Origin of the sequence: Corynebacterium aurimucosum (assembly GCF_030408555.1) — a bacterium.
In the GTDB taxonomy this organism is placed as follows: domain Bacteria; phylum Actinomycetota; class Actinomycetes; order Mycobacteriales; family Mycobacteriaceae; genus Corynebacterium; species Corynebacterium aurimucosum.
The window spans coordinates 1027877-1048932 of sequence record NZ_CP047048.1 but is presented as its reverse complement, the minus strand read 5'-3'; the positions used below and the strand labels follow the sequence as shown (position 1 = coordinate 1048932).

Annotated in this window: 17 protein-coding genes and 3 pseudogenes; 7 read left to right on the top strand and 13 right to left on the bottom strand. The window is 60.1% G+C overall.

The features are described 5' to 3' along the window. The first annotated feature begins 400 nt into the window (after positions 1-400). The 4 genes and pseudogenes from CAURIM_RS04975 to CAURIM_RS04960 form a co-directional block, all read left to right on the top strand. Complete coding sequence (locus tag CAURIM_RS04975; RefSeq protein ID WP_201828424.1) at positions 401-1471, top strand: lipoate--protein ligase family protein; 1071 nt, start codon at positions 401-403, stop codon at positions 1469-1471. 117 nt (positions 1472-1588) lie between these two features. Next, positions 1589-2941, top strand: coding sequence for a dicarboxylate/amino acid:cation symporter (locus CAURIM_RS04970; protein ID WP_070446994.1), 1353 nt, complete (start codon positions 1589-1591; stop codon positions 2939-2941). 47 nt (positions 2942-2988) lie between these two features. Then, entirely contained in the window at positions 2989-4275 is a 1287-nt protein-coding gene (locus CAURIM_RS04965; RefSeq protein ID WP_070645313.1) for an MFS transporter, read from the top strand. Between the two features lie 202 nt (positions 4276-4477). After that, positions 4478-4858: pseudogene (locus CAURIM_RS04960) on the top strand (transposase); the annotation flags it as partial. Positions 4859-5036: 178 nt separating this feature from the next. Here CAURIM_RS04960 and CAURIM_RS04955 read toward each other — a convergent pair. From CAURIM_RS04955 to merA, 5 genes and pseudogenes are all read right to left on the bottom strand, one after another. Beyond that, positions 5037-5300: a type IIL restriction-modification enzyme MmeI gene (locus CAURIM_RS04955; RefSeq protein WP_236659289.1), complete on the bottom strand. Its 264-nt coding sequence runs from the start codon at positions 5298-5300 to the stop codon at positions 5037-5039. A gap of 51 nt (positions 5301-5351) precedes the next feature. Next, positions 5352-5743, bottom strand: a pseudogene (locus CAURIM_RS04950) (type IIL restriction-modification enzyme MmeI); the annotation flags it as partial. 555 nt (positions 5744-6298) lie between these two features. Next, the gene (locus CAURIM_RS04945; protein WP_005326045.1) at positions 6299-7255 is read right to left on the bottom strand and encodes a cytochrome c biogenesis CcdA family protein; all 957 of its coding nucleotides are present in this window, start codon (positions 7253-7255) and stop codon (positions 6299-6301) included. Further along, complete coding sequence (locus CAURIM_RS04940; RefSeq protein ID WP_070645317.1) at positions 7252-7815, bottom strand: TlpA family protein disulfide reductase; 564 nt, start codon at positions 7813-7815, stop codon at positions 7252-7254. Before CAURIM_RS04940 ends, CAURIM_RS04945 begins: the two co-directional genes overlap by 4 nt. 146 nt (positions 7816-7961) lie before the next feature. After that, positions 7962-9386, bottom strand: a complete 1425-nt coding sequence (gene merA, locus CAURIM_RS04935) for a mercury(II) reductase (protein ID WP_070701667.1) — start codon at positions 9384-9386, stop codon at positions 7962-7964. 108 nt (positions 9387-9494) lie between these two features. On the opposite strand from merA, the gene CAURIM_RS04930 reads away from it, so the two are divergent. Next, positions 9495-9884 (top strand): heavy metal-responsive transcriptional regulator, encoded by a 390-nt coding sequence (locus CAURIM_RS04930; RefSeq protein WP_004601215.1) that lies wholly within the window; start codon positions 9495-9497, stop codon positions 9882-9884. Between the two features lie 283 nt (positions 9885-10167). Here CAURIM_RS04930 and CAURIM_RS04925 read toward each other — a convergent pair whose 3' ends face one another. From CAURIM_RS04925 to CAURIM_RS04910, 4 genes are all read right to left on the bottom strand, one after another. Beyond that, the gene (locus tag CAURIM_RS04925) at positions 10168-11142 is read right to left on the bottom strand and encodes an HNH endonuclease signature motif containing protein (RefSeq protein WP_236659291.1); all 975 of its coding nucleotides are present in this window, start codon (positions 11140-11142) and stop codon (positions 10168-10170) included. Positions 11143-11356: 214 nt separating this feature from the next. Beyond that, positions 11357-12547 carry an MFS transporter gene (locus tag CAURIM_RS04920; RefSeq protein ID WP_070447004.1) on the bottom strand — a complete coding sequence of 397 codons (1191 nt, stop codon included), beginning with the start codon at positions 12545-12547 and terminating at the stop codon, positions 11357-11359. 100 nt (positions 12548-12647) lie between these two features. Further along, positions 12648-13931 carry a D-arabinono-1,4-lactone oxidase gene (locus CAURIM_RS04915; RefSeq protein WP_201828425.1) on the bottom strand — a complete coding sequence of 428 codons (1284 nt, stop codon included), beginning with the start codon at positions 13929-13931 and terminating at the stop codon, positions 12648-12650. Continuing rightward, positions 13928-15100: an alanine racemase gene (locus CAURIM_RS04910; RefSeq protein ID WP_201828426.1), complete on the bottom strand. Its 1173-nt coding sequence runs from the start codon at positions 15098-15100 to the stop codon at positions 13928-13930. Before CAURIM_RS04910 ends, CAURIM_RS04915 begins: the two co-directional genes overlap by 4 nt. A 90-nt stretch (positions 15101-15190) precedes the next feature. Between CAURIM_RS04910 and CAURIM_RS04905 the strand changes: the two genes are divergently transcribed. Together CAURIM_RS04905 and CAURIM_RS04900 are read left to right on the top strand one after the other, a co-directional pair. Further along, complete coding sequence (locus CAURIM_RS04905) at positions 15191-16738, top strand: succinic semialdehyde dehydrogenase (protein WP_201828427.1); 1548 nt, start codon at positions 15191-15193, stop codon at positions 16736-16738. A gap of 11 nt (positions 16739-16749) precedes the next feature. Next, the gene (locus tag CAURIM_RS04900) at positions 16750-17058 is read left to right on the top strand and encodes a hypothetical protein (RefSeq protein WP_070719096.1); all 309 of its coding nucleotides are present in this window, start codon (positions 16750-16752) and stop codon (positions 17056-17058) included. Between the two features lie 9 nt (positions 17059-17067). Here CAURIM_RS04900 and CAURIM_RS04895 read toward each other — a convergent pair whose 3' ends face one another. The 4 genes and pseudogenes from CAURIM_RS04895 to ychF form a co-directional block, all read right to left on the bottom strand. Further along, complete coding sequence (locus tag CAURIM_RS04895) at positions 17068-17979, bottom strand: cation diffusion facilitator family transporter (RefSeq protein WP_070447014.1); 912 nt, start codon at positions 17977-17979, stop codon at positions 17068-17070. 228 nt (positions 17980-18207) lie between these two features. Next, a pseudogene (locus tag CAURIM_RS04890) lies at positions 18208-18540 on the bottom strand (DJ-1/PfpI family protein); the annotation flags it as partial. Positions 18541-18682: 142 nt separating this feature from the next. Next, entirely contained in the window at positions 18683-19897 is a 1215-nt protein-coding gene (locus CAURIM_RS04885) for an amidohydrolase (protein WP_201828429.1), read from the bottom strand. Between the two features lie 29 nt (positions 19898-19926). Beyond that, positions 19927-21012, bottom strand: a complete 1086-nt coding sequence (gene ychF / locus CAURIM_RS04880; protein ID WP_070646340.1) for a redox-regulated ATPase YchF — start codon at positions 21010-21012, stop codon at positions 19927-19929. Between the last annotated feature and the right edge of the window lie 44 nt (positions 21013-21056).

Genomic DNA, 21056 nt, shown 5'->3' with positions numbered 1-21056 from the left:
ATATACCATAAGAAGTGGGGGGCGATTTGCTATTTCGTTTGCGCTGTCACCCACCATACGGACAAATACACAATGTGCCACCGCTGTAGCCCATCCCATTGCAAAAATCGCGCTTTGCCGCAGGTCACATTGGCTATAACGATTAGATTACGAGATCATTTACGCACCTCACAAGCTTACCAGAACGACGAAGCTCTCCCCCTCCCCATACCCAGACCGAAACAAAAGAACATCAACCTGCACCCGCAAACAGCACCCAACAACAATCCTCTATACAATTCTTTACGTTGCCCACAGGGACAACCAATAAACGGTATCTACCCCCACCCCGTTCGGCACATTCCTTAATTGGTCTACATTCCCAATCATCACAACTCCACCATTGAGTACCCTGAACATCATGAACCAGACGAAACACTTCGAACTCAAAGTCCCGGGCGGCAAACTACTCGTCGTAGATCTTGATATTGACACCCACAGCACCGTTACCGCAGCCAAGGTCTCCGGCGATTTCTTTCTTGAGCCTGAGGAGGCCTACGAGACACTAGCCCCAGCACTGGTTGGCATCACTACCGCCACAAGTACCGAGGACGTCCAGTCCCGGCTCGATGCCGCGCTTGCGCGAATCGACTCACCCGTGGCTCTCCATGGTTTTGACACCCACCACCTAGCCGTCACAGTTAGACGTGCACTGTCCGGCGGTACCGATTTCACCGACCACAACTGGGAGATCCTGCGCCCAGGAGTTCTCCCAACCCCAGTCAACGTCGCCCTCGATGAGGTCCTCCTCAACGAAGTCGCGGAAGGAAAACGCGGCCCTACGCTCCGCTTCTGGGAGTGGGAAGACCGCGCCGTGGTCTTCGGCTCCTACCAGTCTTATTCCAATGAGTTGGACCAGGAGGGCGTCGACAAGCACAGCATTGTTCCAGTGCGCCGAATCTCCGGTGGTGGCGCAATGTTCATGGAGGGCGGCAACTGCGTAACCTATTCCCTGTACGCCCCAGACTCGCTCGTAGCCGGTTATTCCTACGAGGCTAGCTACGAGTATCTGGACCAATGGGTTCTCGCGGCGCTCGGAAAGCTTGGTGTCAACGCCTGGTACGTGCCGATTAATGACATCACGTCGGACGGCGGAAAGATTGGCGGTGCCGCCCAAAAGCGCCGCAAGAGCGCGGTGCTCCACCACACCACGATGAGCTATGACATCGATGCAGACAAGATGATGGAGGTCTTGCGCATCGGCAAGGTCAAGGTCTCTTCCAAGGGCCTAGCCAGCGCAAAGAAGCGCGTGGACCCGCTGCGCCGCCAAACCGGCGTGCCGCGCGAGGAAATCATCGAGACTATGGCTACCGAGTTTGCCACCCGCTATGGCGCCGTCGACGCCGAGCTTTCCGACGACACACTCGCCGCCGCCCGCCACCTCGTCGACACCAAGTTCCTCAACGACGAGTGGGCCAAGCGCATCCCATAATTTGCGGGGGAATTTCTGGGCAGCGTACGGTGTTACATGTTCTAATGAACCGATCGGTATGACTTTACCGAACCAAATGGTCCATTTCTATACAACACTGTCTAGAAGGAAAATCTCGTGTCCGACACTTCCTCCCGCGCATCCTCGCGCACGCTGCCCTCGTGGGCCACCGGCTTTGGCGCCCAGGTCATCGCCGGCCTCATTATCGGCCTTATTCTCGGATTCATCGCTTCCGGCATGGAGTCCTCGTGGCTCTCCGATACCTTGTCCGGCGTCGGCGGCGCGTACGTCCAATTGCTCAAAGTGATGGTCCCGCCGCTCATCTTCGCGGCTGTCGTCACCTCGGTTGCCAACCTGCGCAAGGTGGCTAACGCCGCCTCGCTGGCAATCTCCACTCTTGTATGGTTCGCCATTACGGCCTTCTTCTCCGTCTTGGCTGGCATTCTCGTCGCCCTCGTGATGAAGCCAGGCGTAGGCACGACTGTCGACGCCTCCACCGCCGCCGATCCCTCCAACGTTGGCTCCTGGACCGCATTCCTCCAGCAACTCGTCCCCGCCAACTTCTTTGGACTCAAAGCTTCGCTTAGCGACGGCGAAGTCTCCCTCAGCTTCGGCGCCCTTCAGCTCCTTGTCATTTCCTTGGCCTTGGGCATCGCTGCGGTCAAGGCTGGCAAAGCAGCCGATCCCTTCCTGCGCTTTACCGAGTCCTTCCTCAAGGTTATCCAGGTGGTCCTCTGGTGGATCATTCGCCTCGCCCCGATTGGCACCGCCGCCCTCATCGGCAAAGCCGTGTCCACCTATGGCTGGGATGCGCTGAGCTCCTTAGGCAAGTTCGTCCTCGCGATGTATGTCGGACTCGCCCTTGTCATTGTTGTGGTCTACCCTGCCGTCCTTGCTTTCAACCGCATTCCAATCATCGGCTTCTACAAGCGCGTATGGCCAGTATTCTCCCTCGGCTTCGTCACCCGTTCCTCCATGGGAGTCATGCCGGTTACCCAGCGCTTTACGGAGAGGGCCATGGGTGTGCCTCGCGAATACGCCTCCTTCGCCATCCCGCTCGGCGCTACCACGAAGATGGACGGCTGCGCCTCCGTTTACCCGGCTATCGCCGCCATCTTCATCGCTCAGTTCTACGGAATTGACCTTTCTCCGACCCAATACCTTCTCATCATCTTCGTTTCCGTCATTGGCTCCGCAGCTACTGCCGGCACGACAGGCGCCACCGTCATGTTGACACTGACGCTCTCCACGCTGGGCCTCCCGCTGGCAGGCGTCGGCCTCTTGCTCGCCATCGAGCCCATCATTGATATGGGCCGCACCGCCGTCAATGTCACCGGTCAGGCACTGTGTGCCACGATCGTAGCCAAGCGCGCCGGCATCCAAGACCAAGCAACCTGGGATGCTGCCGAGGGTGGCGTCAATGACATCATGAACGCTGATGAGAACGAACGGGACAGCGTGAACGTTTAGGAACATAAGTGACGTGGAACACACATAGTTTCTGTACGGTGGAAGCTATGTCCACGTCAACCCAAGCACCACCAGACCCCGATTCCACACAACACCGCAGCGCCATCAAGGCCTCCTTCATAGGAACCTTCATCGAATGGTTCGACTATGCGGCCTACATTTATATGTCGGCCATTATCTCCCGAGTCTTCTTTCCGGAGATGGAAGGGCGCCGCGCGCTCATCATGACATTCGCACTCTTTGCGCTTTCCTTCCTCGTCCGCCCGCTCGGCGGAATTGTGTGGGGACACTTTGGTGACAAACACGGACGAATTCAAACCCTGACGGTATCGATCACGATGATGTCGCTGGCGACAGCCGTGATCGGCTTCCTCCCCAGCTACGAAGCAATCGGATTCGCCGCCACCCTGCTACTTCTGCTTTCGCGCATGGTCCAAGGTTTCTCCGCGGCTGGCGAATATGCCGGGGCAGCCACGCACCTCGCAGAAATCGCTCCGACGCATAAGCGGGGTATCTACGCCGCAATCGTGCCTTCCGCCACAGCATCCGGCCTGCTACTGGGCTCCCTCATCGCAGCACTACTCACCGGCGTGCTTGACGACGATGCCCTCATCTCCTGGGGTTGGCGCGTCCCCTTCCTCATCGCACTACCCCTGGGCCTTTACGGCCTGTGGATTCGCCGCAACGCCGATGAGTCTTCCCGCTTTGAGAATCAAGATGACACGGAGGAATCCCCTCTTCGCGAGGTCATCAAATACCCCAAGGCCCTGGCAATCGCCTTCTCGGGCGCAGTTCTCAACGCCATCGGTTTCTATGTCATCCTGACTTACCTGCCGACCTATCTCTCCCAGGAGCTGGGCATGGCGGAAACACCTGCCTTCATTGCGTCATCGGTCGCTTCCGCTTTCTATGTCGGCTTCGCACTTCTCACCGGCCTGCTATCAGACCGCCTGGGTCGCCGCACGACCATGCTGTGTGCTGCACTTTTCATGGGACTCTTCATTGTTCCTGCCTTCATGCTCCTGGACGGCGCTGGGATCCTCCTGGTCATCATCATCCAGGTGTGCCTCGGCGGCGTACTTGCGCTTAACGACGGCGTCCTCCCCTCCTTCCTCTCCGAACAGTTCCCCACCCATGTTCGCCTTTCCGGCTTTGCTCTCACCTTCAACACGGCAAACGCTGTCTTCGGCGGCACAGCGCCCATGATCGCCACTTGGCTCATTGACAAAACCGACAACCAACTCGCCCCGGCGTATTACCTTGTTGCCGCCGCAATCATCACCGGCGGAGGCGTTCTCTTCGCCTCCAAGCGGAATCGCCTAAAAGAGATCTAGCCCACCGCCTCACTCTCCCCCTCCTGGTAGTAACTTCCATCAACGACCCACACTTGAGCTTCAGCGGCAGCGTCAATCGCCCGACCGCTGGCGATCCGAATTGTCGTTTCAGACGACGAGCAGGGCCAGGGGACCTGACCCCTGTTAGGTAGACACCTGATATCCAGCCCGGTTGGGTTGGGAAGAAAGGTAATCTACCACCATGCCTAGGTACTCCGAACAGTTCGAACGTGATGCTGTGGCCCTCTACGAAAACAATGAGGACCTTTCACTCCACGCGGCTTCAGCAGAGCTTGGAGTCAATCGCTCCTCACTTTATTCCTGGCTTAAGCAGTACGGCACCGGCAAGCGTGCCCGCACGAAGACCATGCGCGACAAGGCCCAGGAGACGACTGATTCTGAGCGGATCCGCCAGTGAGACAAAAGAAGTCTCTAAGCTGCGCGAAGAACGCGACATCCTGCGTAAGGCCGCGAAATATTTTGCCGAAGAGACACGCTGGTGATCCGCTTCCAGTTTGTCTATGACCATCGAACCGAGTACACGGTCAAGCGGATGTGCCACGTGTTAAAGCTCAATCGCTCGGGCCTGGCCTCTACCCTTGAGGCCATGGGCTTTTAGGCAACCTCCTCAACCACTACACCCCACTTCTACCCCGAGAAATATAGACACCATCAGCACAAACACTAACCACGGTGCTCCATACGGGTGGACATATGCCTTGCCATATGTCCCGCCATATGGCAAGGCATATCAAGTGTTCCTAGGACTGGTGCGAGATGAGCTTTTCATAGTTGGCGAACAGCAGCTCCTGGCGCTGACGAACAGTAGTGAGCTTACGAGGCGCACCAAACGCCTTGTCCACCTCCCGGTCGAGCCCGTCGTGAGCCTTAATGAGTTCGGATGCCATAGCAAGTGGAGTGTAGTGCTCAGCCAGTGAGCGCTCTGGGCGTAGTGCGCGAGCGTCGAGTACCTTCTTGCCCGCCTTAATAATCCGCTGCCGTGTTTTCTCGTCCAACTCTGGCACGGGGAAAGTATTCCACGTCAAGGTGTTAGCGAAATTAAGGTCAGATTTGAGTCTTCCGCCGACCGTTTTCCCCAAGTAATAAACATAGACGAAGAAATAAGCCCGAACAGAAGACCGTCTGGATCTACCGCTGTGAAGAGCTTGTTTCCGGCAATCACTTCTGGCCCTAGATGAGCAGCGGTATAAAACCTACGGGTTTCGGAAACAACTGCTGGAATCCCTACGTAAGGGACTCGGGGCCGATTGAAATTTTGTCGCATCAAGTGAGGAGTTTCGCGCAGTTTGTACGCGTCACCCGACGGTGAAGCCTGTTCGCGAAAGGCCTTGCACTTCTGTACACGCTCTTTTAGCACTGGGGACTTGGAGATATCCCCAGGGATGAAATCATCATCCTCCATCCATAAACACCAGCGGTCAAGGCCGCGCACCAGTTCCTTGCCCATGCGGAACGGGCGAAGATATTTTGCCGCAATTGGGTCGGCTACCACTTCGCGTAGTCTTTTTTCTCTACGATTAAGTTCCCGCCGTCTGTAGGCTGGTTTCCTCGTACAGCTGGACTGACCACTGTACTAAGCGGTTTCATTCGCTTAGTGACAAGTACATTTGGCCCATCTATCAAGTAAGCATTAATCCCTTGTCCCACTGATTGCTCAACGGGTTCTCCTTTAACGTCTGGGTAATCCCACAAGCGAGACTTAGCCTCTGTGCTCCACTAAGCCAGGAGGCCTAGCTATTTCACAAGACCGAAAGTGCCACCAACGTCACGGTCGAGTACAACTAGTGGGTGTCACTGTGGCTTTCCGAAGTCCACCACACTGACGTTCCCATCATTGCGGGGGCGGTACAGAGGGCTCCTGACGGATTGCCCGAAGTCCTCTGCACGAATTGACTTCCGGCCTGATGCCGCTGTACCAACCTGTCCTGATAGGCGGGCGCCTCGTTTGCCAGAAGATGGGCAAGGTTCCCCCTCCCTCTTGCTTTTGGGAGTCCTCGGCCAGCTACGGGATCGTGCCTGGCCGGTCCTCGGTCGAGTTGTTGTCCGGAGTTGGTGTGCAGCAGTCGGGTTCCCCGCTTTGCCCGGGGCCCTCGCCTGTGGGCGGCGTTCCCTGTCTGATGCGCAGTCTCCTGCGCCGGTTGAGGGCGGCCAATGCCGATGCGAGCACCACGGCTGCGGCGAGGGCTGCGATCAGGGTGCTGTTGTCGCTGATCCAGGCGCTGGCGGCGGCTGACCATACGGCGAGGCTGTTGGCCTGTGCGGTTCCGCCGGTGGCGGCGGGATACCAATACCAGCTGAGGTAGGCGCCGGTTATGGTGAGGATGAAGGCGGCGATGCGGTTGCTGTGCTTGGCCAGGCCGGTGATTCTTCGCCCGAGGGCGGCCCCGGCGATGGCCGTGCCTGCCGAAACGAGCATCAGGACAGTGGCCGAGCCTGCGGCGTAGGCGGCGAAGACCGCGAGCAGCCCGGCGTAGCTGGCGACGGCCTGGGCTTGGGCGATCACGGCCAGGAGCACCCCGAGGGTGCAGCCGAGGGATGCTGCGGCGTATCCGATCCCGAAGGCCACCATGCGCCCGGTTTTGTGACCTGCCCCTGCGGCTTCTTGTGTGCGGGGTTTCGTGGCCCAGGCCGGCAGACGGAGCCGTGGTGTGAGTCCGGTGAGCATGGCCAGGCCCAGCAGGAGAAGGATCACCCCGGTGGCCATTCCCAGCCAGGGCGCTGCGCTGATCAGGGTCCTGGCGCCCGCGCTGACGATCAGCCCGAAGGCTGCCAGGGTCCCGGCGAAGCCGAGGCTGAGCGCGAGCCCGGCCCGGAGCCCGTGGGCCAGACGCAGCGCGAGCGGGCGCGTCCGGGCGTCCCCGATGGTCTGGGCTATCCAGGCGGGCAGGAGGGCGAAACCGCAGGGATTGACCGGGGCAATCATTCCAGCGGCGAAGGCCAGGGCAAGCAGGGCTGTCATTGGGCACCGGCCTTGGTGAGTTCTTCTTGGATCTTTTCCGCAGACGGGTCGGTGGCCCGGAAGGTAACGTCGCCCTTCGCGTCGACCACCACCAGGGTGCTTATGGAGGTGACCTTGTACCGGGTGGTCAGTGTGGCCTCGGTGTCGATGACGGCAGGGAGCTCAGGGGCCTTGATGTAATCGCGGAATCCGTTGATGGTCTCCTTCGGTTCTCGGGGGTCCACGTCCACCAGGAGGTAGTCGGCCGAGCTTCCCAGGGCCGTGGAGGCCTTGTTCAGGGAATCGGCCCCTTCCGCACACTCACCGCATCCGGCAGAGAAGAAGAACAGTGCTGCGGGCTTACCGTCCGGGATGGTCCGGGTAGTGCCGTCAATGTCGGAGACCGTAACAGCAACGGCACCGGCCGCGTCGGGCGACGAACCGCCTGGCGCGGCCGACGGGCCGCCCGGTGAGCTGGCGCAGGCGGTTGTCAGTGCCATGACCGCTGCCAGAAACAGGGCGGAGGCGAGGTGCCTGGGCCGGGGAACGGACAGAGAACGGCGGGATCTCGGGTATGTCATGGTGTCTGGTGGTTCCTTCCAGGAATGGGGATGGGGACTCAGGCGGTGCCGTGGTCGGTGCGGTGGTGCTCGGGGACAACAGATAGGTGAGGGCCTGGTCGGTGGCGGTCAGGGCATTCCTTTGCTTCGGTAGTGGGGGCTGGAGCTCAGGCGCAGCAGGAGAGCTCGGAGACGTCGGTGGTGAAGGCCTTGGCGGCGATCCTGATGCCCTCGGCCATCGTCAGGTAGGGGCTCCAGGCGGCGGCGACCTGCGCGGTGGTCATGCCCGCTTCGAGGATGTAGACGCCGGCGGCGGCGATTTCCCCGGCGTCCTTGGCCACCGCGGAGAGGCCCAGGATCCGTCCGGTGTCGCGGTCCGCGACAACCTTGATGAAGCCGCGGGTGTCGCGGTTGACCACGGCTCGCGGCACGTACTCCAGGGGGAGGACCCGGCACTCGCAGCTGATCCCGGCGGCGACAGCTTCCTTTTCCGTCATCCCGACCGCCCCGATGGCGGGACTGGTGAAGGTGACCCGGGGCAGGTGCCGGTAGTCGACCTCGGCCAGGGCATCGGTGAACGCATTGTCCACGGCCAAGGCGCCGTGGGCCGCTGCGACGTAAACGAACTCCCGATGGCCGGTCGCGTCCCCGGCGGCCCAAACCCGCGGGTTGGACGTGGCCAGGCGGGAATCGACCACGATCTCGCCGGATGCGCCGGTCTTCACCCCGACGGCGTCAAGGTCCAGTCCCTCGGTCACCGGGCGGCGGCCCAGTGCCACGAGGATGCGGGAAGCGCGGAACACCTCCTCGCCCCCGGCCACGTTTGCCGTCACCGAGACCCCGTCCGGGCCGGAGGCCACGGAGTCGGCCATGGCCCGCCGGACCACCCGGATCCCCTCGTCGGTGAACACCCCCGCCAACGCCTTGGATGCCTCCGGTTCCTCCTGCGAGGCCAACCGGGAACGGACCAGCATGGTCACCCGGGAGCCCAGCCGGGAGAAAAGCTGTGCCATCTCCAGGGCAACATAGCCTCCGCCCAGGATCAGCATTGATTCGGGCACCTCGTCCAGTTCCATCGCCGTCGTCGAGGTCAGGTACCCGGCCTCGGCCAGTCCGGGAACGGGCGGCACGTAGGGTGCGGAGCCAGTGGCCACGAGGTAGTGCCCGGCCTCGATCGTTCTCACTGCACCATCCGGGGAGATCACCCGGAGCAGCGGTGCGTCCTGGGTTCCGGTGAACGACGCGTCCCCCGAGATCATCGTCCACCCGTAGTCCGCGGCCAGATCGACGTACTTCTCCGTGCGCATGCTTTCAACCAGCGCGGCCTTGCCCTGAATCAGGGCCGGCATGTCCACCGGGCCCGCCGAGGCCGCCACCCCAGGGAAGCGGGCCGAATCCAACGCCACGTGGCGGGCCTCCGCGGCAGCCAGGAGCGCCTTCGACGGGACGCAGCCCGTGTTCACGCATGTCCCGCCCACGGTGCCGCGCTCCACCATCACGACGCGCTTGCCCAGTCCGGTGGCCCGGATCGCGGCCGCAAACGCTCCGCCGCCGGAACCAATAATCGCCAGATCGAACTTTTCGTTTGTCATTCCAGATGTCTCTTCCCTGTGGTTCAAAAGTTCCTATGGAACCATTGTGAACCTTCCAGTACAATGGAAGGTCAAGTGTGGTGGCCATTGGAAGGGGAATCGGCGAACATGAGGATCGGACAGCTTGCGGAAGCAACCGGAACCACGACCAAGACCCTGCGGTTCTACGAGGAGTCGGGGCTGCTCCCTCCGGCCGAGCGATTGGCCTCCGGCTATCGGGACTACGCCGAGGATGCCGTGGGTCGGGTCGGGTTCATCCACCGGGGCCAGGCCGCGGGCCTCACCCTCGCCCAGATCCGCCAGATCCTCGACATCCGCGACGGCGGCCAGGCGCCCTGCGAGCACGTGCGCGACCTGCTTGACGTGCGCCTCGCTGAGATCGAGCAGCAGATCGCGCAGCTCTCCGTGCTGCGCGACACTATCGCGGACCTCAGACAGGACGCCGCACACCCGGACCCTGAAACGTGCAGCACCGATCAAGTGTGTAGGTACTTGTAATCCAATTGGGCACACCTCCTTAGCAACCACGCTATGCGAGAGTTGCAGCTCGACGAGAGCCAGGATGACAGGATTAACCGCCAGGAGCTATCTATAAATAGGGACTATTTCTTACCTGGAAGTAACATTTTGGCGGTTGAGGATAATACCTTTGGTGCATTTTGAGCCAAAGTAAAAATAGTCCCCTACGGGAAGACGGAAATAAGACCAGTTCCCGGTGGACAAGAACAGTCTTCGCGAGCAGGTAGTTGGTGGGCCCTTGCGTTCATAATTCTGTGCACCATCACCACCATGATCGACAGGCGAAAACCAGGTTCTTCGGGTGGGTTGGTCCGCCTTCGGCCCAGTTGTGTCGGTGATCCAACTGGCTGAGAAAAGCAGGCTCGCCACAGCCGCCGACCCGGCAGGTACCGTCGCGGCCTTCGACAAGTTTGCGCATGATGATTCCTGGCTGGTAGCCATCGGCTTCTTTTATCTCTTCGGTTAAATCCCGCGTCTTGTCATGTGGCATGGGTTTAGCCCGCCAGCCGAAGCCTTCAATAAAGGTCGGTGCATCCTCAATATCGCAGGCCTGGTAGGTGTGGAGCACCACCGTAGCTGGTGGCTGTATTTCACCGGAAAGCAGTTTGATGACTGCCTCAGGGACAGTGATGTCTTCCTTGGTTGCGGTCTGGTGGATGAAAGCATCAAGTTCAATGCCGGTGTCTTCCCCAACCTGCAGTTCCAACCACGCTGAGGTGCCGTTAGAAGAAAACCGGTAGGTATCTTTAGGGCGGGTATCCCGATAGGCAATGGAATCATCCAGTGTTTTACATATATCGCGGACTTTGCGCCTGATTTGACTACGTGTAGGAAAGGCTTGGTTCGGCTTAGAAGGGGTAAAGAAGTCAGCCAGTAGGGTGTCGATGAACTCTAGGGTTTCATCAGTCAAGGCTGTCAGTGCTGACATGGGTTGATCAATAGCGATCAAGGATTCAATGTCGAGCAGGCAGTGGGTGTCTTGTATGGCTTTGACTTTCGGCAGACTACCCAGCCGGTGGATAGCACGCAGGCCTGATTTGATGTGGCCTTCCGGCAGTGACCAGGCAGCCACTAGGGATAGTGCGGTGGTGTTGATATCGGCGTCGAGGCTGGGCATGGCCCCGACCCAGGTTTTATAGGTGGCTCTCCGGGCTTGAGCACGAGCCATCGCATGTGGATTATTAGGGTTGGTGGTGGAAAAGAAAAAGGTAGGCGGGCGTGTAGCAGTAGTGGTCATGGTCTCCCCCGAGATCAACATGAGTTAGAAGAAGTGTTCTAACCATGATTCTAGTACCACACACCCCACATAGCCATAGTTAGCGCTAAATTCATGTCAAGTCGTCACTATAAACGGGGGTATCAACCCCAGGTTTAGACTACACGTTCGACATCAGACGCTCGGGGTCCGCGCCAAAACTACAGTACTGGCCAGGGTGATGCTCACGAGGGCTCTATTCATAACGCACGTCACCGCGCGCAATGTCCTTGCGCCCATGAACAAAGAAATAGACCACTGAGGCAACCAGCATCAAGGCTGCCAGCATCCAATACATGGCGGAGTATCCCGTCGCGGAGATGACCTGTCCCAGCAGAATCGGGCCGAAGCCGATGCCTAGGTCCAGCAGCAAGAAGAAGGTCGAGATCCCCGCACCCATTTCATGCATCGGCACCAGACGCACAGCGATAGCCTGACCCGCCGGCAGGATAGAGCCATATCCGATACCCACCAAGGCCCCCGCAGCAACAATCTGCCAATCAGCACCAGCCGAAGCCAGGACAGCCAAGCCGGCAATAAAGAAGACGAGTGAAGAGTAGATGATGATGTTGTCACCACGGCGGTCCTGCAGCCTACCCAGCACAAAGCGCAGAACGAGGCTCACCACCGCATAAGCCAAGAAGAAGTAGCTAGCGCCCTTCTCCAGCCCCGCGTGGGAGGAATAGCCATTCAGGAAGGTGATAATGCCCGTATAAGCAACACCGACCAAAAGAATGAACACGCCAAAAGGTGCCACCGCTGGGTGCACAATATTCCCCAAGGAGAAGGAGACGCTTCGATGCTCCTGCGCCGGCGCCTTGACGACGAGCCCCAGCCCCAAGGCCACCACCGTCAGCGTCAACGCCACTAGAAACACGGAGTTATAGCCGGCGTTGTGGACAATCGCTAAACCTGCCGCCGGACCAAAAGCGGTGGCCAGCGTCGTCCCCAAGGCGAAGTATCCCGTTCCCTCTGCGCGACGATGGTCCGGGATAACCGATTGCGCCACAGCCATCACAGCCGTCGATGCCACCGCATAGCCGAAGCCGTGCACGATACGGACAGCAAACAATAGTGGCAGTGACTGAGCTGGGAAATACAGCGCCATCGCCACAGTGACCACGATGAGGGAGATGACCAGCGAGCGCTTCCGCCCAGCAGCATCCACAATGTAGCCCGAAAAGAGGCGAGCAATCGTCGCCCCCACCACGAAGGCGCTTGAGGCAAACCCGCCCGCTGTGTCCGAGGCCTGGAACTGCTCGACGGCATAGAGTGCCATGATGGTCACGAGTAGATAAAAGACCGTAAATTGGGCAAAATTTACCAACCACGCGAACACAAATGTCGGCGTGATAAGGGAACGGGATTCAGAGGACGTTTGAGACACCTTCTTCGACAGCGTATGGAATTAAGACTTCCACACGCTACCAAAGATCAGAGATACTTTCGAATCCCACTTTCGGAATGTGCAGCGCTTGACGACGACCCTATCCGAACAGTTTCCGCAGGTAGGACGAACCGAATTTCCACTCCGGATCCATCTTTTCGCGCAGCTCGCAGAACTCATCAACTCTTGTATAAAGTTGAGCAAAGTCCTTCCGGGACAGGGAGTTCATCTTGCCCCAGTGCGGGCGCCCACCCGCTGCCCGAAGAATGGGCTCGAGCTTCGGCATATAATCCTGCGGGTTGAGCGCACGTGGAATGTGGAAGGCAATGTACATCGATTCGCGGCCCGATGCTGTCGACAGCGCAACGTCATCCGCGGCCGTCGTGCGCAGCTCCATCGGAAAACCGATACGCCAGTCCTGTTCGTCGATGAAGCGGCGGATCTCGCGGACGGCGGCGGGGCCGTCGGCAAGCGGCACCGCATACTCCATTTCGTGGAAGCGAACCCGGCGCGGGCTGACGAACACGTCGTGAGCAGCTGAACGGTAGCGGTTATGAGAGATAACCGAGGTGGCGAACTTGTTGAGCGTCGGAATCGTCCCCGGAAGAAGACGCCCCAGAGCCAGGGCTGCGGCGAAGGCGCCGTTGCCGATGAGCTCATCGTCGATAAGCGCCTTAAGGCGTGAGCGGCGCTCCCCGTTCGGCTCTAAGCGCGTGTTGGCTTTGACCATCGCTCGGTCGGTGTGCGGGAACCAGTAGGACTCGAGGTGGTCGACGCCCCGAGAGAGCTCCTCCCAGTTATCCATCAGCTCATCGAAGGCAATGCCAGATTCTTCCGCCAGCAGGTCGAAGGCGTCCACACACTGCATTTCGACTTCAACAACCACGCCGAGCGCGCCGACGCTGACGACCACGAGGCGAAGGAGTTCTGGGTCTTCGTCGATGGAATAGCTGCGGGTGTTGCCGTCGGCGTCGATAAGCGTCAGCCCAGTGACCGTCCCCGCAAAGCCCGTGTAATTGATGCCGGTGCCGTGGGTCGAGGTCGAAATCGCGCCCGCCAGCGATTGCGGGTCCACATCACCCTGGTTAGCCAGGGCAAGCCCGAAGGGGCGCAGGAGCTTGGGCACGTCCCGCAAGCGAGTGCCTGCCAGGAAACGGACGCGCTTGCGCTGCTTATCGACGCTCACCAGACCACTCACGTGATCGAGATTGAGCATCGTCTCCTCCCCCGCCGCAATGGGAGTGAAAGAGTGACCAGCGCCCACAGCACGCACGCTGCGGGAGCGGCTAATAATTCCAGGGATCTCGTCTATGCGGGAGGGCTGTACAAACTCCTGCGGTTTCGTGGTGACCGATCCTGCCCAATTGCTAAATGTGGTTGTCATCGGAGTGTCCATCCTTGTCCTCTATAGGTATCCCATACATCTACGCCGTCGCTTCCGACGGCGAGGAGGCGGTCGACGTTTTCTGTCATCTCCCCCGCCTTGGCGTGGCGGAACCACACCAAGTCCTCGACGTTCATATCCACGCCTCGGAGAGGCGTCTGTACTTCACCGGCGCCTTCGGTGCTGGAGTAGTGAAGTCCCTGCGGCCACACCGGAACTGGGACGCGATCCTTCGCGGGTGGCCCGGAGGCAATCCAACCTCCGGAGTTGACCGTGGCCCAACCCGGCGCGGGAACGCGGGAGACCTGACAAACGAAGAACGCTGCTGCCTTGTGGTTGATGCCGGTGAAGTCATCAAAAATCGCCGGCGTGTAGAAACCGGAGCCAGCGGCCAGCTCGGTCAAGGTTCCTTCGGCCGCGGATTCTTGGAGACTGCCCGTGCCGCCGCCGTTGACGAATTCGATGTCCGCTATCTCCCGCGCGGCCTCCACGCAAGCACGGCGCCGCGGGGCCAGGTCCGCCATGGACTTGGTGCGCAGCCAGCGCTTGACTGCCCCCACCGGCCCCGGCAGGCCATCCGCGACGGATGCCACTTGACCCTCATAGGCCATGAGTCCGACAATCCGGTGCCCGCGCCGAAGAATCTCGCGCGCCAATGCTGAGACCTGTTCCGGCGTGCGCACGGGTGAGCGCCGCGGGCCCACAACTGCGCCCGGCAAATGAAGGGTGCAATCAATGTCAATGGCCACGCGCAGGGATCCCTCAAGCAGGTCTAAGAGCTCAGCACTATCCACCATGATGGTGATGGCCTCGCGCGCGGTGCCATCCGCTGCAAGCTCACGCAGGGCCTTGCGGTTGACGCTCGGATAAGCCACCACAATGTCGCGGAAGCCCTCTCCCACCAGATGCAGAGCCTCTGGAACGGAATAGGCGAGGATGCCACGGTAGCCCTCGTGCTCGAGGGCGCGACGAAGTGCTGCCACGCTGCGGATCGACTTCGAGGCCACGCGGATGGGTAGTCCTCCGGCGCGAGTCGGCATCTGTGCAGCGTTGTAGTCAAACGCGGCGAGGTCAATAACGCCTACGGGCGCTGGGCTTTCTCCAGATCTGACGAGCGGCTCAACGGCCGCGCGCACCTGGGCCTGTGGAGTAGTCGCGAGGATTGGCATAGCGTTATCCTAACCACGATTAATTTAGTTTGTGAGACAAATCTCGAAAAATCTATAGCGCCCTCGCATATTTTTGGGACAATAGACCGCATGAAGACCTTCACTCAGACCCGTCTGCCCCATCGAGTGCTCAATTTCTTAGACACGGACCCCGCCCGCGATGTTCGCGGCACGGGTGAGCAGCACCAGGCTCACGCGCCTTTTAGCGGTGAGGATCTCTTTAGCTTCCCTGTCGCCACTGCCGGGGACGTCGAGAAAGCCGTCAACTATGCGCGCGCCGGCGTTGGCCAAGGTGACCGCGCCGCCATCCTGCTGCGCCTGCACGACCTCGTTCAGGAGAACGAGGAGCTCATCCTCGACCTCATCCAGGCAGAAAACGGCAAGTCCCGCTCCCATGCCTATGACGAGCTGATGGATCTGTATAACTGCGCGCGCTTCTACGCGGTCAATATCCGCAAAGCTTTCGGCGCTGACCGCCACCCCGGCGCGCTTCCCGTGCTGACTAAGACCCGCACCCAGCATTACCCACTGGGCGTGGTGGGGCTAATCTCTCCGTGGAACTATCCCCTGTCCCTCGGTGTTGGCGATGTTCTGGCAGCCCTCTCGGCAGGTAATGCCGTGGTGCACAAGCCGGATTCTCAGACCACGCTAACGGCGATTCTGCTGAGGCGCCTAGCCATCGAGGCGGGCCTTCCGGAGGCTGCCTGGCAGCTGGTTCCCGGCCGCGGAGCGGAAGTGGGCGATGCCCTCGTTCCCCTGGTGGATGGCCTTTCCTTTACCGGTTCCACCAAGGCTGGCAAGTCCATCGCTACCCAGGCTGCGGGGCGCCTCATCCCCACCATGCTGGAGCTGGGTGGCAAGAACCCGATGCTGGTGCTTGACGACGCCCCCCTTAAGCCCACCGCCCAAGGCGCCGTGCGCACCGCATTCTCCTCCTCCGGGCAGCTGTGTATGTCCGCCGAGCGCGCCTATGTGCACGAGAGCGTCTTCGAGGAGTTCCTCGCAGAACTCAAGAACGCGCTGGACCAGCAGGTGCTCGGCGCGGCCTTCTCCGATGCCGCCACCATCGGCTCGCTGACCTCGCAACGCCAGCTCGATGCCGTTAAAGCCCACGTGGAGGATGCCGTGTCTAAGGGCGCCACCGTGGTCTACGGCGGAAAGGCCCGGCCGGACCTTGGGCCCTACTTCTACGAGCCCACCGTGCTGACTGGTGTGACCCCAGAGATGGATCTCTATGCCACCGAAACCTTCGGCCCAGTGCTCGCGGTGTATACGGTAAGTTCCGACGCCGAAGCCATTCAGCTCGCCAACGACACGACCTACGGCCTATCCGCATCGGTGTGGTCCGGAAACTCCCGCCGCGCGTGGAAGGTGGCTTCCCAGCTGGAAGCCGGCATGGTCAACATCAATGAGGGCTTCGCAGCCGCCTATGGTTCCATCGCCGCACCCGGTGGCGGCGTCAAGGAGTCTGGCCTGAACCACCGCCACGGTATTACCGGCATGCGCCTGTGGGCCAATGAGCGCACCGTGGCCGAGCAACGCCTACACCCGCTTGCGCCCTCGGAGTACATCTCCCCGGAGCGCTTCCGTCAGCTGGTGTCCACCGGCATGCAGCTGATGAAGACCTTCCGACTCTAACCTAAACAGCCATGAAGGAACTTACCCGCGATGAGCTTCTCGCTCGTCGGCTCATTGCTCAAGGCCTTGCATCATCGGCGGCGCGGCCCCTCACGTCGGCGCTAGAAGTGGCTGAACATCTCCTTGCTCTGCAGGGCCAGACCTACAATGCCGGCGTTCGTGCGCTCTCCTTGCGAGCTGAGTGTGACGAATACTTGCTGGGCTATGCCAACAAGGAATGGATTATCCCCGATGAGATCCGCAATGATGTCCTGACCAAGAACGGTCTCAGTTGGCCGTGGGTAATGGAAGGCGGACGCGGCGTGGCCAGCTTGCGTTAGCTGCAAGCGTTACGGCATTCGCAAAATGCGGCGATGAACCGTTCCAGCGGGCTCGACGTGGATAAAGACCTCAGCGCCGGGGAATAGCTCGTCGATGGCGTCCTCGATTCTGTCGGCAACAGTGTGCGAGTGCAGCACTGTCCACTGGCCGGGAACATCCATCGTGAGATACACCAAGCGGTTGCGGCCCGAAGCAACGGTACGACGCGACGTGATCTCCACGTCATGACGCTCCTCCAGTTCGTTAAGGAGGGCATCAAGCTGCGCATGCTCTTCCTTAGGAAGGGACTCCGACAACAGGGAGCTCAGTGATTCTTTGAGCAACTTGTAGCCAGTCCACAAAATATTGAGGCCCACGGCAAACGCGATGACTGGGTCGAGCCACAACCAATCCGTGAGGCTGACCGCGCCGATGCCGAGGAGGACGCCGACGGACGTCCAGACGTCGGTAAGCAGATGCTTTCCGTCCGCCTGCAAAGTGGCCGAACGATGCTGCCTGCCCGCGCGCACAAGCAGAAGGCCCACGCCCAGGTTAAGTAAGGAAGCCACGAGCGACAGCAGGAGGCCAAGCCCAGGTTGCTCCAGCGGCTGCGGATCCAGAAGTCGGCGAATGGCTGTGTAGATAATCATCGCTGCAGCGACGAAGATCATCACACCCTCGACCAGCGCGGACACATACTCGGCCTTGCCGTGACCGAACTGATGGTTCGCATCGGCCGGCTTTGCCGCAATTTTGATAGCCACAAACCCCACAACGGCGGCAACGAGGTTAACGCCGGATTCGAGGGCGTCGGAAAGAAAGCCCACAGATCCCGTCACCGCGGCAGCGATGACCTTGAGCGCAATCGTGGCCACTGCGGTGGTGATAGAGAGCTTCATAAAGCGCTCGAGCAGTAGTTGCTCTGAGCTAAGAGAAGACAACTTAAAACTCCTTCGGTTCGGGTGCGGACCGAAGGTCTCGTTCACGCCGCAGGCAATGCAAACGCTGGCTGGCCGGGCGGAAAAGCCAATATGTCGACCAGGCATCTCGGAAAGTATCCGAGGGAACTACTCCCCTTCAGGAATATCTAACAATATAGAGGCCTTACGGCGGAAGCAAGACGCAAAAAGCCGCAGGTTGCGCACGGCGGGCTTTACTAAACATAAGGTTTAGTGCTGGCTCTCTGCGAATTCCTCAACCAACTTAGCGTTGAAGGCTGGGAGATCGTCCGGGGTACGGGAGGAAACCAGACCCTGGTCGCAGTGAACCTCTTCGTCTACCCAGGTAGCGCCGGCGTTACGCAGGTCGGTCCGCAAGCTGGGGAAAGAAGTAAGGGTACGGCCCTTGAGCACATCGGCATCGGTCAGGATCCAAGCACCGTGGCAAATAACGCCCAGCGGGAGATCCTGGGTGACGTGATTGCGCACAATTTCTACAGCGGACTTGTCCAGACGGAGCATATCCGCATTACCGGTACCACCTGGCAAAATGATGCCGTCGAATGGAGAAGCCAGCCTAACGCGATGTTGACGAGTTCGCTACCCCCGGAGAGAACTCGCCTACCACGTCGCTACACTCGATCGCTTTCGCGTTGGGTGCGCGAGTAGCATGTCGACCGCCCCATCATCACCAAGCAGTTCCTAGCTACTCCTTAGGGACATCCTTACGCTGATTCCCCAGATAGGCGTAAGCAGCGGCTATCAGAGCCTGCGTCGCCGTGGTGAGCGTCGGCTGCAGCTCCGGCGCAAAGCGCGGATTGTGGTTAGGAATTGATGCGCCATCGGTACGCCCGCCAAAGCCCCAGAAACAATAGGGAGCGCCGAAGGCATCGGGGATGCGAGAGAAATCCTCCGAGGCGGTCCACGGCTCCATGTCGAGGACGTTGTCGCTACCCAGAACGTCGATAAGCTGCGCGCGCACCTTTTTGGTCACGTCTTCATCGTTGACGGTAAGGGGGTAATTATCACTCTGCACAAACTCTGGCTCGCGCGGGGACATCGCTGCCCGGCACTCCGCCTTAACAATGCGGTGAATCGCCTCTACGATTTGAGCCCGGACGTCTTCGTCATAGGCACGGATGTTGATGCGCAGGGTGGCCGCATCCGGAATGATATTGGCTTTCGAGCCCGCCTGCAGGGCGCCAACAGTCAACACGGCGAAGTGGTGGGGGTCGACCTCACGGGAGACAATTGTCTGCAGCCGCAGAACGATGGAGCTGGCCAGCACCACCGGATCGACGCTGAGGTGCGGCATCGAGCCGTGAGAACCGTGGCCATAGACCGTGACGGTGAGTGAGGTCGCTGTAGACAAGACCGGGCCGGGCGCAATCAGCACGCTACCGGCGGGAGCATTCTTATCGATGAAGATGTGCTGACCAAAGGCCACATCGGAGGTGGGGACTCTATCGGTGAGGCCCGCATCCACCATGGACTGCGCGCCCTCAGCGGTCTCCTCGCCCGGCTGGAATAGAGCGACGAATGTACCGGACCACGCATCGGTTGCTTTCGCCAGCGCTTCCGTGGCACCCAACAAGGCGCTCACGTGGGCATCGTGGCCACAAGCATGCATTGCCTCGCCCGAAGCGGAGTAGTCCAGGCCGGTGTCCTCTGTGATGGGCAAGCCGTCGAAATCGGCACGCTCTAGGACAGTCGAACCTACGCCGTTGCGGAGGATGCCGACGACTCCCCCGCCGAATTCCAGCACCTCGACTCCTGGAAATTCCCGGAGCTTATCCGCGATAACACCGCGGGTGCGCTCCTCCTCCATGCTGAGCTCAGGATGCTGGTGCAGATCCTTGTACAGGGCCTCTTGCCACTGCGTGGCCTCTGCTGCGCGGTCTAGGATGTGGGCGATACTCATGCCCACAGCCTACGCGGAGTGGTGGCTAACTAGCCGCCGATCTTGAAATCGCAGACGTCGCCGTCCTGCATGATGTATTCCTTGCCTTCTTGGCGCACCTTGCCGGCGTTGCGGGCCTCTGCCATGGAGCCAGCGGCGTCTAGGTCATCGAAGGAGACGATTTCGGCCTTGATGAACTTCTTCTCAAAGTCGGTGTGGATAACACCCGCAGCCTGCGGAGCCGCGGAACCTTGCTTGATGGTCCACGCGCGGGCTTCCTTCGGGCCTGCGGTCAGGTAGGTCTGCAGGCCGAGGGTGGCGAAGCCGGCCTTGGCCAACGTCGCCAAGCCAGGCTCTTCCTGGCCCACCGACTCGAGCAGTTCCAGTGCCTCCGCCTCATCGAGCTCAAGGAGGTCGGTTTCGGTCTGGGCATCGAGGAAGACGCATTCCGCAGGGGCGACGAGCTGGCGCAGCTCCTCCTTCTTGGCGTCATCGGTAAGCACGGCCTCATCCGAGTTGAAGACATAAAGGAAGGGCTTCGCGGTCATGAGGTGCAGCTCGCGCAGGAGGGATAGGTCGATCTCGTCGCTCTTGGAAGCAGCGAAGAGGGTGCGGTCATCTTCCAAGATGGCCTGGGCCTTCTTGGTCTCTTCCACGGTCTCGGCCAAATCCTTGTTCTTGCGGGCTTCCTTTTCCAAGCGCGGCAAGGCCTTCTCGATGGTCTGCAGGTCCGCGAGGATGAGCTCCGTATTGATGACAGAAATGTCGTGTGCCGGGTTGACTTCACCGTCGACGTGGATGACGTTTTCATCAGCAAAGGCACGCACCACCTGGCAGATGGCATCAGCCTCACGAATGTTGGCAAGGAAGGCGTTACCCATACCTTCACCCTTGGAAGCGCCTTCCACAATGCCGGCGATATCCACGAAGGACACGGTGGCCGGGAGGATGCGCTCGGAGCTGAAGATTTCCGCAAGGCGGTTAAGGCGGGAATCGGGAAGCTCAACGAGGCCGACATTGGGCTCAATCGTGGCGAACGGGTAGTTCGCCGCCAAGATGTCAGAACGGGTCAGGGCATTAAACAAAGTGGACTTGCCCACGTTGGGCAGGCCGACGATTCCAAGTGTAAGACTCACGGGGCCAATCCTAACGCACCCCGGATCTTTTGAGGCAAGATGGT

What these genes read in the sequence shown, in the direction of transcription:
- CAURIM_RS04975 (WP_201828424.1), top strand. Translation starts at nt 401, where the DNA reads ATGAACCAGACGAAACACTTCGAACTCAAAGTCCCGGGCGGCAAACTA.
- CAURIM_RS04965 (WP_070645313.1), top strand. Translation starts at nt 2,989, where the DNA reads ATGTCCACGTCAACCCAAGCACCACCAGACCCCGATTCCACACAACAC.
- CAURIM_RS04945 (WP_005326045.1), bottom strand. Translation starts at nt 7,255, where the DNA reads ATGACAGCCCTGCTTGCCCTGGCCTTCGCCGCTGGAATGATTGCCCCG.
- CAURIM_RS04940 (WP_070645317.1), bottom strand. Translation starts at nt 7,815, where the DNA reads ATGACATACCCGAGATCCCGCCGTTCTCTGTCCGTTCCCCGGCCCAGG.
- merA (WP_070701667.1), bottom strand. Translation starts at nt 9,386, where the DNA reads ATGACAAACGAAAAGTTCGATCTGGCGATTATTGGTTCCGGCGGCGGA.
- CAURIM_RS04930 (WP_004601215.1), top strand. Translation starts at nt 9,495, where the DNA reads ATGAGGATCGGACAGCTTGCGGAAGCAACCGGAACCACGACCAAGACC.
- CAURIM_RS04925 (WP_236659291.1), bottom strand. Translation starts at nt 11,142, where the DNA reads ATGACCACTACTGCTACACGCCCGCCTACCTTTTTCTTTTCCACCACC.
- CAURIM_RS04915 (WP_201828425.1), bottom strand. Translation starts at nt 13,931, where the DNA reads ATGACAACCACATTTAGCAATTGGGCAGGATCGGTCACCACGAAACCG.
- CAURIM_RS04910 (WP_201828426.1), bottom strand. Translation starts at nt 15,100, where the DNA reads ATGCCAATCCTCGCGACTACTCCACAGGCCCAGGTGCGCGCGGCCGTT.
- CAURIM_RS04905 (WP_201828427.1), top strand. Translation starts at nt 15,191, where the DNA reads ATGAAGACCTTCACTCAGACCCGTCTGCCCCATCGAGTGCTCAATTTC.
- CAURIM_RS04900 (WP_070719096.1), top strand. Translation starts at nt 16,750, where the DNA reads ATGAAGGAACTTACCCGCGATGAGCTTCTCGCTCGTCGGCTCATTGCT.
- CAURIM_RS04885 (WP_201828429.1), bottom strand. Translation starts at nt 19,897, where the DNA reads ATGAGTATCGCCCACATCCTAGACCGCGCAGCAGAGGCCACGCAGTGG.